At 73.3% G+C, this 14,459-nt stretch carries 13 protein-coding genes; 9 read left to right on the top strand and 4 right to left on the bottom strand.

Translation table 11 applies throughout. The features are described 5' to 3' along the window. Positions 1 to 465: 465 nt before the first annotated feature. A complete protein-coding gene (gene tyrS, locus IF06_RS0112565; protein ID WP_030271096.1) occupies positions 466 to 1,749 on the bottom strand; it encodes a tyrosine--tRNA ligase in 1,284 nt (427 codons plus the stop codon). A 101-nt stretch (positions 1,750 to 1,850) separates the two neighbouring features. On the opposite strand from tyrS, the gene IF06_RS0112560 reads away from it, so the two are divergent. The 4 genes from IF06_RS0112560 to IF06_RS0112545 all read left to right on the top strand — a co-directional run bounded on the left by IF06_RS0112560 (position 1,851) and on the right by IF06_RS0112545 (position 4,234). Then, positions 1,851 to 2,240: a PaaI family thioesterase gene (locus tag IF06_RS0112560; RefSeq protein WP_013285572.1), complete on the top strand. Its 390-nt coding sequence runs from the start codon at positions 1,851 to 1,853 to the stop codon at positions 2,238 to 2,240. Positions 2,241 to 2,326: 86 nt separating this feature from the next. After that, entirely contained in the window at positions 2,327 to 3,553 is a 1,227-nt protein-coding gene (locus IF06_RS0112555; protein WP_030271094.1) for an NRAMP family divalent metal transporter, read from the top strand. Then, positions 3,550 to 3,930, top strand: coding sequence for a hypothetical protein (locus IF06_RS0112550; RefSeq protein ID WP_013285570.1), 381 nt, complete (start codon positions 3,550 to 3,552; stop codon positions 3,928 to 3,930). The genes IF06_RS0112555 and IF06_RS0112550 overlap by 4 nt, the downstream gene beginning before the upstream one ends. Next, the gene (locus IF06_RS0112545; RefSeq protein WP_013285569.1) at positions 3,917 to 4,234 is read left to right on the top strand and encodes a hypothetical protein; all 318 of its coding nucleotides are present in this window, start codon (positions 3,917 to 3,919) and stop codon (positions 4,232 to 4,234) included. Before IF06_RS0112550 ends, IF06_RS0112545 begins: the two co-directional genes overlap by 14 nt. 30 nt (positions 4,235 to 4,264) lie before the next feature. Here the strand turns inward: IF06_RS0112545 and IF06_RS0112540 are convergent, their stop codons facing one another. The 3 genes from IF06_RS0112540 to IF06_RS0112530 form a co-directional block, all read right to left on the bottom strand. Next, positions 4,265 to 5,620 carry a hemolysin family protein gene (locus IF06_RS0112540; RefSeq protein WP_013285568.1) on the bottom strand — a complete coding sequence of 452 codons (1,356 nt, stop codon included), beginning with the start codon at positions 5,618 to 5,620 and terminating at the stop codon, positions 4,265 to 4,267. 146 nt (positions 5,621 to 5,766) lie between these two features. Beyond that, complete coding sequence (locus IF06_RS0112535; RefSeq protein WP_013285567.1) at positions 5,767 to 6,402, bottom strand: hypothetical protein; 636 nt, start codon at positions 6,400 to 6,402, stop codon at positions 5,767 to 5,769. Positions 6,403 to 6,411: 9 nt separating this feature from the next. Further along, positions 6,412 to 6,915 carry a GNAT family N-acetyltransferase gene (locus IF06_RS0112530; RefSeq protein ID WP_030271092.1) on the bottom strand — a complete coding sequence of 168 codons (504 nt, stop codon included), beginning with the start codon at positions 6,913 to 6,915 and terminating at the stop codon, positions 6,412 to 6,414. Positions 6,916 to 7,048: 133 nt separating this feature from the next. On the opposite strand from IF06_RS0112530, the gene ppdK reads away from it, so the two are divergent. The 5 genes from ppdK to pflA all read left to right on the top strand — a co-directional run bounded on the left by ppdK (position 7,049) and on the right by pflA (position 14,456). Further along, complete coding sequence (gene ppdK, locus IF06_RS0112525; RefSeq protein WP_030271090.1) at positions 7,049 to 9,709, top strand: pyruvate, phosphate dikinase; 2,661 nt, start codon at positions 7,049 to 7,051, stop codon at positions 9,707 to 9,709. Between the two features lie 12 nt (positions 9,710 to 9,721). Beyond that, positions 9,722 to 10,165, top strand: a complete 444-nt coding sequence (locus IF06_RS0112520; RefSeq protein ID WP_030271088.1) for a hypothetical protein — start codon at positions 9,722 to 9,724, stop codon at positions 10,163 to 10,165. Between the two features lie 167 nt (positions 10,166 to 10,332). Next, complete coding sequence (gene adhP, locus IF06_RS0112515; RefSeq protein ID WP_030271086.1) at positions 10,333 to 11,343, top strand: alcohol dehydrogenase AdhP; 1,011 nt, start codon at positions 10,333 to 10,335, stop codon at positions 11,341 to 11,343. Between the two features lie 66 nt (positions 11,344 to 11,409). Then, entirely contained in the window at positions 11,410 to 13,653 is a 2,244-nt protein-coding gene (gene pflB / locus IF06_RS0112510; RefSeq protein WP_013285562.1) for a formate C-acetyltransferase, read from the top strand. Further along, complete coding sequence (pflA, locus tag IF06_RS0112505; RefSeq protein WP_030271084.1) at positions 13,650 to 14,456, top strand: pyruvate formate-lyase-activating protein; 807 nt, start codon at positions 13,650 to 13,652, stop codon at positions 14,454 to 14,456. Before pflB ends, pflA begins: the two co-directional genes overlap by 4 nt. The last annotated feature ends 3 nt before the right edge of the window (positions 14,457 to 14,459 follow it).

The raw sequence follows: 14,459 nt of genomic DNA, 5'->3' as shown, positions 1-14,459 counted from the left end.
ACACACCAACCACCAGGCCCCACAACCGCGGAACCCCCAGCCGGGGCATTTCGTTCAACCACCCGCCGCTCTCGCGCCGGGCACTTTTACTACGTTACCCGGTGGTTTCTGCCGTGTCAAACCGGTGTCAACCAGTTTGTCGTGCGTCACCTTTTACCGGGCACCCCGATTCAACCGACTTCCGTCGGTCGTTCCGAGGAATTCGGTAGGCCGGCCGCCCGCGGTTTTCCCGCTGGCCCGTCCGTTTCCCTACCGGCCGAGAACCTTACCCGGTCGGTTCCGCCTCGCCAAATCCGCCTCCCGGCGAATCCGGGGCACCACCCGGTTCTCAGGTCCTGCGCTCCGGCCTTCCAGGTCTTTCGCCCTGTTTCGTCCGTTCCGCGCTGGCAGAGAGAAAGTTACGCGCCCAGCGGAGTGATCGTCAAATCCGCTGGGCGCGTCCCGCGTCACACAGTCGACAGGCGGCTATCCGCGCAGCTCGACGCCCGCGAACGAGCGCTTGCCCCGGCGCAGTACGAGGTAGCGGCCGTGCAGCAGGTCGTCCGCCGACACGGTGGCGTCCACCTCGGAGATACGCGTGTTGTTGACGTACGCGCCGCCCTCGGCGATGACCCGCCGTGCCTCCTTCATGCTCGGCACCAGGCCCGACTCCTTGAGCAGGCCGGCCACGTCCGGCAGCTCGTCGAGGTGCACCAGGCCGGCCTCGGTCAGCGCGGCGCGCAGCGTCTCCGGGGCCAGCTCGTCGAGCGAGCCGCGCCCGAACAGCGCCTGGCTCGCGGCGACCGCCTGGGCCATCTCCCGCTCGCCGTGCACGAGCGTGGTCAGCTCCTCGGCGAGCGCCCGCTGGGCCAGGCGCGCCTGCGGGCGTTCCGCTGTGGCCTTCTCAAGTTCCTCCAGCTCCTCACGGGAGCGGAAGCTGAAGTACCGCAGGTAGCGGCTGACGTCCCGGTCGTCGGCGTTGACCCAGAACTGGTAGAACGCGTACGGGCTGGTCATCTGCGGGTCGAGCCAGATCGTGCCGGTCTCGCTCTTGCCGAACTTGGTGCCGTCGGCCTTGGTGACCAGCGGCGTGGTGAACGCCTCCACCGGCCCGGCGCCGCGCCGCCGGATGTAGTCCACCCCGGCGGTGATGTTGCCCCACTGGTCGGAGCCGCCGTACTGGAGCCGGCAGCCGTGCCGGCGGTGCAGCTCGAAGTAGTCGTTGGCCTGGAGGAGCTGGTAGCTGAACTCGGTGTAGCTGATGCCCGTCTCCAGCCGCGCCTTGACCACCTCGCGGGCGAGCATCTTGTTCACCGGGAAGTGCTTGCCGACGTCCCGGAGGAACTCCACCACCGACATCTCGCCGGTCCAGTCCAGGTTGTTGACCAGTTGGGCCGCGTTCTCCCCGGAGTACGTGACGAACGGCGAGAGCTGCTCGCGGATGCGCTCCACCCAGCCGGCGATCACCTCGGGCGGGTTCAGCGTCCGCTCCGCGCTCTCCTTCGGGTCGCCGATCTGCCCGGTGGCGCCACCGACGAGCAGCAGCGGACGGTGCCCGGCCTGCTGGAGCCGGCGGGCCATGACGACCTGCATCAGGTTGCCGATGTGCAGGCTCGGCGCGGTGGGGTCGAAGCCCACGTAGAAGGTGGTGCTCCCGCCGTCGAGCAGCTCGCGCAGTTCGTCGAGGCCGGTCGAGTCCTGGATCAGGCCCCGCCACAGCAGGTCGTCGGTCAGGGAGTCCCGCCCCTGCGGGAGGTTGCTGTCGGTCACGGTCACCGATTCTCCCCCATCACCGGGCCCGGCCCGTACCGGGTTTGCCGAGGTGCGGCCGACTAGGCTGGCGGCGCCGTCGAACGCGAGGAGGAACCGCGGTGGACATGCCGAACATGACCGGTGGCTTCGTGGCCCTGCTGGGCCTGACGTTCGACGAGGTCAGCGGGGACCGGGTGGTGATCCGCTGGAAGGTGCGCCCGGAGCTGCACCAGCCGTACGGGATCCAGCACGGCGGCGTCTACTGCTCGGTGGTGGAGACGGCGGCGAGCATCGGCGGCGCACTCTGGCTGGGCGACAAGGGCAACGTGGTCGGGGTGTCGAACCAGACCGACTTCCTGCGCGCGGTGCGGGACGGCGAGCTGACGGCTGTCGGCACGCCGGTGCACCGGGGCCGCAGCCAGCAGCTCTGGCTCGTGGAGATCACCGACGCCGACAGCCGGCTGGTGGCGCGCGGTCAGGTACGGCTGCAGAACCTCACCGCCGCCTGACATCCGCGGGCTCGCCGATTCAGCCCGAAAAGGGGCACTGACGCCGATATCGTCGCCTCGGTGAGGACATCCGCTCCCGATCCGACGTGAGGAAGCTGTTCGCCGCCACGCTCGGCGTGCTGTCGGCGGTCGGCGGCTTCGTCGACATCGGTGACCTGGTGGCGGCCAGTCAGGCCGGCGCGCTGTTCGGCATGGCCCACACCTGGGTGCTGCTGGTCGGGGTGGTCGGCATCTGCGCGTACGCGGAAATGGCCGGCCGGATCGCGGCGGTGAGCGGACGGGCGGTGTTCGACCTGGTCCGGGAGCGTCTCGGGCCGCGCGTGGCGCTGCTCAACCTGGTCGCGTCGTGGCTGGTCACTGTGGTCACGCTCGCTGCGGAGCTGGGCGGGGTGGCGCTGGCGCTGCAACTGGCGACCCGGCTGAGCCACCTGTTCTGGGTGCCGCTCGCGGCGCTGGCCGTCTGGCTGGTGCTGTGGCGGCTGCGGTTCGAGCTGATGGAGCGGATCTTCGGCCTGGCCGGGCTGACCCTGCTGGTGTTCGCTGTCGCGCTGGTGGCGCTGCCGACCGACTGGCCGGCACTCGGGCAGGGCGTGTGGCAGGTCAGCGCGTCCGGGCACGGCTGGCCGCTGTACTGGTTCGTGGCTGTGGCGTTGTTCGCCTCGACTGTGAGTCCGTACGAGGTGTTCTTCTTCTCCTCCGGCGGCGTCGAGGAGCGGTGGGGCGCGGCGGACCTGGCGCGGGCCCGCTCGAACGTGCTGATCGGTTTCCCGGTGGGCGGGTTCCTGGCGTTGTCGCTGGTCGCCGTGGCGACGGTGGCCTACCACCCGTCCGAGGCGTCGTTGGGCACGCTCGACGAGGTGGCGCGGCCGGTGGCGACGGCGCTCGGCGGCGCCGGCCTGGCCGCCGCGGTGCTGGCGTTCTTCGCGGTGACGTTCGGCGCGGCGCTGGAGACCGGGCTGTCGGCGGCGTACGCGGCGGCGCAGTACTTCGGGTGGCAGTGGGGCAAGCGGGTCCGCCCCCGGGAGGCGGCCCGGTTCCACAGCGTGCTGCTCGTCGGTCTGCTGCTCGGTGTGGTGATGCTGATGACGACTGTGGACCCGGTGCGGCTGACCGAGTACATGCTGGTGCTGAGCGCGGTGGTGCTGCCGCTGACGTACCTGCCGATCCTGGTCGTGGCCAACGACCGCGGGTATCTCGGCGACCGGGTCAACGGGCGGTGGCTGAACCTGCTCGGCGCGGTGTTCCTGCTGCTCATCGTCGCGGCCTCGGTGGCGGCGATCCCACTGGCGATCATGACGGGGATGGGGCCATGAGGGTTCAGCTCGCCAGGCGGCTGCTCGACCGGCAGATCGTCGACGTGGACGGGTTGCTGGTCGGGCGCGTCGACGACATCGCGTTCGCTGTCGACGACGAGGGCTACCCGTACGTGGACAGCCTGCTCACCGGGCAGGGCGCGCTCGGCGAGCGGATCGGCGGGCGGGTCGGGCGGCTGCTGGTGGCGGTGGCGGACCGGTTCACCGACGACCCGCCGGTGCCGCCGTTGCGCGTACCGCTGTCCCAGGTCGCCCGGGTGGACAGTGCGGTGCGGCTGCGCTGCCCGGCGACGGACCTGCCGCCGTCACCGGTGGAGGCGTGGCTGCGCCGGCACCTGATCGAGCGCATTCCGGGGTCCGGTCGTGCGAGCGGGTGAGCTGCTCGGCCGCACCGCGTACGACCTGCACGGGCGGCGGCTGGGCCGGGTGGTGGACGTGGTGGTGCGCGGCGGGTGGCCGCCGGACCGGCTGCGGATCACCGACGTGATCGTCGCCGGGCACTGGTGGACCCGGGTGATCAGCCGGCTGATCGGCCCCGAGCTGCACCCGTCCGGGCCGTGGCTGCTGCGGGTGATCGCCCGGTTGGTCGGGCGGAGCACCCGCCAGCTGCCCGCCGACGCGGTGCAGCTGCTTCCGCCGGTGCCCGGCTTCCCGTTCGGCCCGCCGGCCGGGCACCGCTGAGCCGGGCGCCGGGGGACCGGCCGGGGCCGGTCAGCGGCGTGCCTCGTCGAGTTCGGGGGCGTCGGCCGGGCCGGCGGCGCCGTCGGTGGTGTCGCCGTCCGGGGAGCCGTCGTGGCGGCCGCGGCGGCGGACGTGCACCTCGGTGATGGCCCGCTGGTCGACGCCGGCCACCGACAGCTCCCAGCCGTCCACGGTCACCTGCTCCCCCGCCACCGTCGGGATGTGCCCGAGGCAGATCAGCACCAGCCCGGCGACAGTGGTGTAGTCGCCCGCCGGCCGGTTCGGCAGCTCCACGCCGAGGTCGGTCAGGTCGTGCACCGGGAACGTGCCGGGCAGCACCAGCGTGCCGTCGGCCTCGGTGCGCACGGCGCGCAGGTCCCGGTCGGTCTCGTCGTAGATCTCGCCGACGATCTCCTCCAGGATGTCCTCCAGCGTCACGATCCCGTCGACCGCGCCGCGCTCGTCGACCACGAGCGCGATGTGCTGGCGCTCGGCCTTGAACTGGCGCAGCGCGTCGACCACGGGCAGCGAGTCGGGCAGCAGCATCGGCGGTCGGGCGATCTCGTCGACCGGCCGGTCGTCGGAGACGCCGACCAGGTCCCGCAGGTGGATCACGCCCACCGCCTCGTCCAGGCCGCCGTGGCGGACCACCGGCGCCCGGGAGTGGCCGGTCGCCGCCAGGACGAGCCGCGCGGCCTCCGCGGTGGTGCCGCTGTCGAGCGTGAAGACCTGCAACCGGGGTACGAGCACCGCCCGCAACTGCCGGTCGGCGATCTCCACCGCGCCGGCGATGATCGTGCGCTGTTCCTTGGTGAAGCCGTGGTTGCCGGCCACGATGTCGCGCAGCTCGTCCGGGCCGATCTCGTCCGGCTCGGCCTTCGGGTCCAGGCCGAACAGGCGTACCACCAGGTCGGTGGTCGCGCCCAGCAGCCAGACGGCGGGCCGGGTGATGCTGGACAGCACGTCCAGCGGACGGGCCACCAGCAGCGCCCACCGCTCGGCCGACTGCATGGCGATGCGCTTCGGGGCCAGCTCACCGAAGACGAGCGTGACGAACGTGAGCACCAGGGTGACCGCGACGATGGCGACGGTCTCGGCGGCGTTGCCGAAGACGCCCAGCAGCGGGACGAGCGGCCGGGCCAGGGACACCGCGGCGGCGGCGGAGGCCAGGAACCCGGCGAGTGTGATGCCGATCTGGATCGTGGCCAGGAACCGGTTCGGGTCCTTCGCGAGACGGGCGAGGGTCCGTCCGCCGCGGCTGCTGCGCTCCAGCCGCTGCACCTGGCTGTCGCGCAGGGAGACCAGGGCCATCTCGCTGCCGGCGAACACCGCGTTGAGGATCACCAGCACACCGACCAGGGCAAGCTGGCTCCAGTAGCTCTGCACGACCGGTTATCTCCCTCGGCCCGATCCGGGTCGGCCGATGGCCGACTCGCCGGCCGGTAGATCCGGTCGGCGTGGCCCTCTGTTGCCCCGCGGGCCCGCGCCTGAATCCTGTGTGATCACTGAGCGTCGGGCGGCGGGTGCCGAGTTCACCCGCTCGTGGCGGGGACCGGCAGGTCGAGCACGTACGCGCCGCCCTCGGGGCGGAACCCGAGCCGGTGGTAGTAGGGGGCGATCATGCCGGGCGGGCTGACCACCCGGCGGAAGCCCCGGTCGGTGAACAGCCGGCTGCGCCGGTAGACGAACTCCCCCGGCGTGAAGTCGCGGAACGGCGGTGTCACGTAGTCCAGGTCGATCTGGGCCACCCCGCCCGGTTCGGCGTGCGAGAGCATCACGCCGACCACCTCGTCGGCGCGTACCACGAGGAACGCCGAGCGGTCGGCGGCGGCCGGATCCCAGCGGAAGCCCGGGTTGAACCGGGCGATGTCGGCGGCGTGCACCCGCAGCGTGTGCGCCAGGAACGCGTCGCCGGTGCCCACCTCGACCACCTGGTAGGTCTGCTCGTCGTGCCGGGTCGCCAGCAGCTTGCGCAGGTACCAGACGTTGATCACGGCGAGCACCACGTTCAGCCCGACCATCGGCCAGACCTGCACGGCGGTGTTGTAGCCGATCAGGATGAGGCAGCCGACCAGGTTGAGCGCGCGCAGCCGCAGGATCCGGGTCTGCAGCAGGGACCAGACCAGCAGCGCGGAGCCGGCCCAGCCGACGAGTTCCAGCCAGTTCACCCGGGGAGACTAGCGGTCTGCCTGGTCAGACCCCTCGGCGGGCAGCTCCAGGACGTACTCCTCGACCTCGGTGCCGCGCGACGGGGCGTACCCGGAGTCCTCGCCGATCACGACGAAGCCGCACTTGCGCAGCACCGCGAGCGAGGCGGCGTTGTCCTTCGCGGCGCGAGCGTGCAGCGGCCGGTGCGGCACCTCGCGCAGCAGCGCGCGCAGCGCGGCGGTGGCGTGGCCGCGCCCCCAGTGCGCCGCGTCGATCCAGTAGCTGACCTCGGTCTGCTCGCCGACCGGGAACGCGGCCACCCGCCCGACCAGCCGGCCGCCGACGACGACGGCGCGGTTCACGATCCGCTCGTCGGCGCGGATGCGCGCCCAGTGCGCGTCGAACGCGGCCCGGTCGGACGGGTCCTTCGGGCCGAACGCGGCCATCCAGTTCGCCTGCGGGTCCTGCTCGTGGGCGAAGAAGGCGGGCAGGTCGTCGTCGCGCACCGGGCGGAGCAGCACCTCGTTGGTCACGGCCGGAACGATACGGGCACCCCCCGACACTCTCGGGACCTCCGGCCCGGTGTGTGTCCCGTCCGGCCCTGCCGCGCCGCCGCCCGGCCCGGCTACCAAGGAGGTGGAACGACTCAGCCGAGGAGGCCGGACCATGTCGAAGTACGTCTACGACTTCATCGAGGGTGACCGCAGCCGGGCCGACCTGCTCGGCGGCAAGGGCGCGAACCTCGCCGAGATGACCCGGCTCGGGTTGCCGGTGCCGCCCGGGTTCACAGTCACCACCGACGCGTGCCGGGCGTACCTGGCCACCGGTGCGCCGCCGGACGGCCTGTACGAGGAGATCAACGCGCATCTGCGGGAGGTCGAGGCGCGGCTGGACCGGTGGCTGGGCGACCCGCGTGACCCGCTGCTGCTGGCGGTGCGTTCCGGCGGGCGGTACTCGATGCCGGGGATGATGGAGACGATCCTCGACATCGGGCTCAACGACACCACCGTGGCCGGGCTGGCCGCCCGCACCGGTGACGAGCGGTTCGCCTGGGACTCGTACCGGCGGCTGATCCAGATGTTCGGCCGGACCGTGCACGGCATCCCGGCCGAGGAGTTCGAGCACGAGCTGGCCGCGCTGCGGGCCACCGCCGGGCCGGGCGGGCCGGGCGCCGACCAGTTGCGCGACCTGGTCGAGACGTACAAGAAGATCTTCACCCGGCACGTCGGGCACGACTTCCCGCAGGCCCCGCACGAGCAGCTGTTCCTGGCCGTGCGCGCGGTGTTCGAGTCCTGGCACTCGGAGCGGGCCCGGATCTACCGGCGGCAGGAGCGCATCCCGGACGACCTGGGCACCGCCGTCAACGTGATGGCGATGGTGTTCGGCAACCTCGGCCCGGACTCCGGCACCGGTGTGGCCTTCACCCGCGACCCGGCCACCGGCGCCCCCGGCGTGTACGGCGACTACCTGACCGACGCGCAGGGCGAGGACGTGGTGGCGGGCATCCGCAACACGGTGCCGCTGACCGAGCTGGAGCGGCTGGACCCGGCGAGTTTCCACCGGCTGCGGGAGATCATGGCGACGCTGGAGCGGCACTACCGCGACCTGTGCGACGTCGAGTTCACCATCGAGCGCGGCCGGCTGTGGATGCTCCAGACCCGGGTCGGCAAGCGCACCGCGGCGGCGGCGTTCGTGATCGCCGCGCAACTGGCCGAGGAGGGCCTGATCACGGCCGACGAGGCGCTGACCCGGGTCAGCGGGGCGCAGCTCGCCCAGCTGATGTTCCCGGCCTTCGACGCCGCCGGCGCGCCCGAGCCGCTCGCGGTCGGCGTCGGCGCCTCGCCCGGCGCCGCGGTCGGGCGGGTGGTCTTCGACTCGGCCGCCGCGGCGGCGGCCGACGGACCGGTGATCCTGGTCCGGCCGGAGACCAACCCGGACGACCTGCCCGGCATGATCGCCGCGGCCGGGGTGCTCACCTCGCGCGGCGGGAAGACCTCGCACGCCGCGGTGGTGGCGCGGGGCATGGGCCGGACCTGCGTGTGCGGCGCCGAGGCGCTGCGCATCGACGTCGAACGCGGTGAGTTCACGGTGGGCGAGCAGGTGGTGCGCGCCGGCGACGTGATCTCGATCGACGGCACCAGCGGGCGGATCTGGCTCGGCGAGGTGCCGGTGCAGCCGTCGCCGGTGGCCCGGTACCTGACCGGTGAGCTGCGGCCGGAGGCCGACCCGCTGGTCGCCGCCGTGCACCGGCTGCTCGGCCACGCCGACGCGGTCCGCACGCTCGGCGTCCGCGCCAACGCGGACACCCCGGACGACGCCCGCCGGGCCCGCGAGCTGGGCGCCGCCGGGATCGGGCTGTGCCGCACCGAGCACATGTTCCTCGGCGAGCGCCGGGAACTGGTCGAGCGGCTGATCCTGGCCGACGGCCCGGCCGAGGTCGGCGCCGCGCTGGACGAGCTGCTGCCGTTGCAGCGGGCCGACTTCCTCGGACTGCTCACCGCGATGGACGGGCTGCCGGTGACCGTCCGGCTGCTCGACCCGCCGCTGCACGAGTTCCTGCCTCCGCTCGCCGAGCTGACCGCCCGGGTGGCGGGCGCGCAGGCGCGCGGCGAGGAACCGGGCCACGACGGCGTGCTGCTGGCGGCGGTGCGGCGCATGCACGAGACGAACCCGATGCTGGGGCTGCGGGGCGTACGGCTCGGGCTGGTGGTGCCGGGCCTGTTCGCGATGCAGGTGCGGGCGCTGGCCGAGGCGGCCGCGCAGCGGGTCCGGGCCGGCGGTGACCCGCGCCCGGAGATCATGGTGCCGCTCGTCGGTGACGTGCGGGAACTCGCCGCGGTGGCGGACGAGGCACGGCGGGTGCTGGCCGAGGTGCCTGACGCACCGGACATCCCGGTCGGCACCATGATCGAGACGCCCCGGGCGGCGCTGACCGCCGGGGACATCGCCGCCGAGGCGCACTTCTTCTCCTTCGGCACCAACGACCTGACGCAGATGACCTGGGCGTTCTCCCGGGACGACGTGGAGGGCGCGTTCTTCTCCGCGTACCTGGAGCGGGGGATCTTCCCGGTGTCGCCGTTCGAGAGCATCGACGCCACCGGCGTGGGCCGGCTGGTCCGCCTCGCCGTCGCCGAGGGGCGGGCGGCCCGGGCGGACCTGACCGTCGGCGTCTGCGGTGAGCACGGCGGCGATCCGGACTCGATCGGGTTCTTCGCCGACGCCGGGCTCGACTACGTCTCCTGCTCGCCGTACCGGGTGCCGGTGGCGCGGCTGGCCGCCGGCCGGGCCGCCGTCGAGGCCCGCACCGAGAAGTCCGACTCCCGCTAGGAGGGCCGCACCATGACCGCCATCTTCAACCCGACCGGACCGGCTGTCACGCCGCTCCCCCGGCCCGCGCCGCCGCCGGCCGCGACTCCCGCCCCCGCCCCGGCCGGGCCGGTCGGCCCGGTGCTGGAACTGCCCGGGGACGCCGCGCTGGTGCCGGTGAACCGTGACGGCCGCCCGGTCGGCGTCTTCGTCGCGGCCGGCGGCCGGGTCCGCTACCGGCGCGTGGTCGAACCCGACCAGTTGGTCGCCGCCGCCACCGGCGCGTTCGCGGTGGCCGCGCTCACCGCCGCCGTGGCGGTGTGGTCGCGGCGCCGCCCGCCGTCGGTCGGCACCGTCACCATGGGTCCGGGCGGATGGGTCAGCCTGCGCGGCGTGCCGGCGCCGCGGCTGCGCCCGGACCACAGGCCCTGGTGGGCGCGCCTGCTGCGGGCCCGCCGCCTGGTCGTCGACCGCTGAGCACCCCAGGGGTACGGCCGCCGGTACGTCACCGGCGGCCGTACCGCCGTTCCCCCGCGCGCCCGCGAGGAGGGCCGTTGGTCCCGGGTCACCGCGGTCCTGCGCCCCTGCCCGGACGCTCCCGGGTGGACGACGCTGAGGGGGAGAACGAGAGAGGGAGGCCCCCGATGCGCGCCAGTGTCGTCACCGCGTTCGACCGTCCGATGGAGATCACCGAGCGTCCCGTGCCGGAGGTCGGCCCGGGCGAGATCCTGGTCCGCATCGAAGCCAGCGGACTCTGCCACACCGACATCCACGCCGCCCGCGGCGAGTGGCCGGTGAAGCCCACCCCGCCGTTCGTCCCCGGACACGAGGGCGTCGGCCTGGTCGAGCAGGTCGGCCCCGGCGTCACCGAGCACGCCGTCGGCGACCGCGTCGCCCTGCCCTGGCTCGGATGGGCCTGCGGCACCTGCAAGTACTGCGTGACCGGCTGGGAGACGCTGTGCGAGTCGCAGCGCAACACCGGCTACAGCATCGACGGCGCGCACGCCGAGTACGCGGTCGCCGCCGCCCGGTACGCGGTGCGCGTGCCCGACGGCGTGGACCCGTTCGAGGCCGCGCCGCTGACCTGCGCGGGCGTCACCACGTACAAGGCCGTCAAGGTCGCCGGGGTGCGGCCGGGCGAGCGGGTCGCGATCTTCGGCATCGGCGGCCTGGGTCACCTCGCCCAGCAGTACGCCCAGATCTTCGGCGCCGAGACGATCGCGGTGGACGTGACCGCCGAGAAGCTGGACCTGGCCACCTCGCTCGGCGCCGCGCACACCGTCGACGCCGCCACCACCGACCCGGTCGAGCGGATCACCGCGCTGGGCGGCGTGGACGTGGCGATCGTGCTGGCTGCGAGCCCTCGCGTGATCGAGCAGGCGCACCGCTCGCTGCGCCGCGGCGGCCGGCTGGTGCTGGTGTCGCTGCCCGCCGACAACGCGATCACCCTGCCCGTCTTCGAGACGGTGCTCAAGGGCATCACGGTGCTCGGCTCGATCGTCGGCACCCGCGCCGACCTGGCCGAGGTCTTCGCGCTGCACGCCGCCGGCCGTACCCGGGTCGTCTACGAGACCCGCAAGCTGGACGACATCAACGACGCGGTGGACGACGTCCTCGCCGGCCGGGTCGCCGCCCGGCTCGTGCTCCAGCCCTGACCCCCGCCCCCGGTCCCCGCACCCGGCGGGGACCGGGCCACCGCCGACGCCCGGAGAGGGACCGACATGACCGCCACCGAACCCCTGGCCCCCTGGCGCGGATTCCACGCCGGAGCGTGGCAGGAGACAGTCGACGTGGCCGACTTCGTCCGCCACAACCACGAGCCGTACACCGGGGACGCGTCGTTCCTCACCGGGCCGACGCCGCGCACGCTCGCGGTGTGGGACCGGCTGCGGGAGATGTTCGGCGAGGAGCGGCGGCGCGGCGTGTACGACGTCGACGCGGCCACCCCGTCGACCATCACCTCGCACGCACCGGGCTACATCGACCGGGAGCGGGAGCTGATCGTCGGGTTGCAGACCGACGCGCCGCTGCGGCGGGCGATCATGCCGGCCGGCGGGCTGCGGATGGTGGAGACGGCGCTGCGGGCGTACGGGCGCGAGCCGGACCCGCGGGTGCACGAGATCTTCACCCGGTACCGCCGCACGCACAACGACGCGGTCTTCGACGCGTACCCGGCGAACGTGCTGGCCGCGCGGCGCTCGCACGTGATCACCGGGCTGCCCGACGCGTACGGGCGCGGGCGGATCATCGGCGACTACCGCCGGGTGGCGCTGTACGGCGTGGACCGGCTGGTCGAGGAGCGCCGCGCGCTCAAGGCGGCGCTGGACGACCGGCGCAGCACCGACGACGTGATCCGCGACCGGGAGGAACTGGCCGAGCAGATCCGCGCGCTCGGTGAGCTGAAGGAGATGGCCGCCTCGTACGGCTTCGACATCTCCCGCCCGGCCGCCACCGGCGCGCAGGCGATCCAGTGGCTGTACTTCGCCTACCTGGCCGCCACGAAGGAGCAGAACGGCGCCGCGATGTCGCTCGGCCGCACCGCCGGGTTCGTCGACGCGTACCTGCGGCGGGACATCGCCGAGGGGCGGCTCGACGAGAGCGGCGCGCAGGAGCTGATCGACGACTTCGTGATCAAGCTGCGGATCATCCGCTTCCTGCGCACCCCCGAGTACGACCAGCTGTTCTCCGGCGACCCGACCTGGGTCACCGAGTCGCTCGGCGGGATGGGCGCGGACGGCCGGCCGCTGGTCACCCGCACCGCGTTCCGCTACCTCCAGACGCTCTACAACCTCGGCCCGGCGCCCGAGCCGAACCTGACTGTGCTCTGGTCGCCGCGGCTGCCCGAGGGCTTCAAGCGGTTCTGCGCCCAGGTGTCGCTGGACACCAGCGCCATCCAGTACGAGAACGACGAGCTGATCCGCCCGGCGTACGACGACGACACCGCGATCGCCTGCTGCGTGTCGGCCATGCGGGTCGGCCGGGACATGCAGTTCTTCGGCGCCCGGGCGAACCTGGCGAAGGCGCTGCTGTACGCGATCAACGGCGGCCGGGACGAGCTGACCGGCACGCAGGTGGCCCCGCCGGCCGCGCCGGTCGGCGGCGAGACGCTCGACTACGACGAGGTGCTGGCCGCGTACGACCGGACACTGGACTGGCTGGCGCAGACGTACGTGGACGCGCTGAACGTGATCCACCACCAGCACGACAGGTACGCGTACGAGCGGCTGGAGATGGCGCTGCACGACCACCCGGTGCGCCGGTTCATGGCCACCGGCATCGCCGGCCTGTCGGTCGCCGTGGACAGCCTGTCGGCCATCCGGTACGGCCGGGTGAAGGTGCTGCGCGACGCCACCGGCCTGGCCGTCGACTTCGCCGTCGAGGGCGAGTTCCCGACGTACGGCAACGACGACGACCGGGCCGACGAGATCGCGGTGTGGCTGGTCGAGACGTTCGCGGAGAAGCTGCGCCGGCAGCGCACGTACCGCGACGCGGAGCTGACCATGTCGGTGCTCACCATCACCTCGAACGTGGTGTACGGCAAGCACACCGGCAACACGCCGGACGGCCGGCGCGCCGGTGAGCCGTTCGCGCCGGGGGCGAACCCGATGAACGGGCGGGACACGCACGGTCTGGTCGCCTCGGCGCTGTCGGTGGCGAAGCTGCCGTACGACGCGGCCCGCGACGGCATCTCGCTCACCGGCACCGTGACGCCGGACGGCCTGGGTCACACCCGCGACGAGCGGATCGCGAACCTGGCCGGTGTGCTCGACGGCTACGCCGACGCCGGCGGGTTCCACCTCAACGTCAACGTGCTGGACCGGGCCACGCTGCTGGACGCGATGGCGCACCCGGAGCGGTACCCGCAGCTCACCGTCCGGGTGTCCGGGTACGCGGTGAACTTCGTCCGGCTCACGCCGGAGCAGCAGCGCGACGTGGTGTCGCGGACCTTCCACGGGTCGCTGTGAACGGCCGCCTGCCCGCGCCGCCGGAGGTGACTCCGGCGGCGCCGGAGGTGACTCCGGCGGCGCCGGGTGCCGTCTCCGGCGCGGTGCACTCGTGGGACACCTCGGTCGGGGTGGACGGGCCGGGCACCCGGTTCGTGGTCTTCCTGGCCGGCTGCCCGCTGCGCTGCCGCTACTGCCACAGCCCGGACACCTGGTACGGCCGCAGCGGTCGCCGCCGCACGGTGGACGAGATGGTCACGCTCGCCACCCGGTACCGCCGCTTCATCCAGGTGGCGGGTGGTGGCGTCACGGTCAGCGGCGGGGAGCCGCTGCTGCAACCGGCGTTCACCCGGGAACTGCTACGCCGCTGCCACGACGACCTCGGCCTGCACACCGCGCTCGACACGTCCGGCTTCCTCGGTGTCCGCGCCGACGACGCGCTGCTGGACGCCACCGACCTGGTGCTGCTCGACGTGAAGGCGGGCAACCCGCAGACGTACCGCCGGGTCACCGGCACCGGCCGGCTCGCGCCGACGCTGCGGTTCGCGCAACGGCTCGCCGACCGGGGTACGCCCATCTGGATCCGGTACGTGCTGGTGCCCGGGCTGACCGACGCGGTCGACGAGGTGGAGCGGGTGGCCGACGTGGCCGCCGGGCTGGCGACGGTGCAGCGCGTCGAGGTGCTGCCGTTCCACCGGCTCGGCGCCCACAAGTACGCCGAGCTGGGCCTGACGTTCCCGCTGGCGGACACCGAGCCGCCCGATGCCGGCCTGCTGACCCGGGTACGCGGCCAGTTCGCCGCCCGCGGTCTCACCGTCACCTGACGG

Origin of the sequence: Micromonospora globosa (genome assembly GCF_000717585.1) — a bacterium.
Taxonomy (GTDB): Bacteria; Actinomycetota; Actinomycetes; order Mycobacteriales; family Micromonosporaceae; genus Micromonospora; species Micromonospora aurantiaca.
This window is presented reverse-complemented; position numbering and strand designations above follow the sequence as displayed.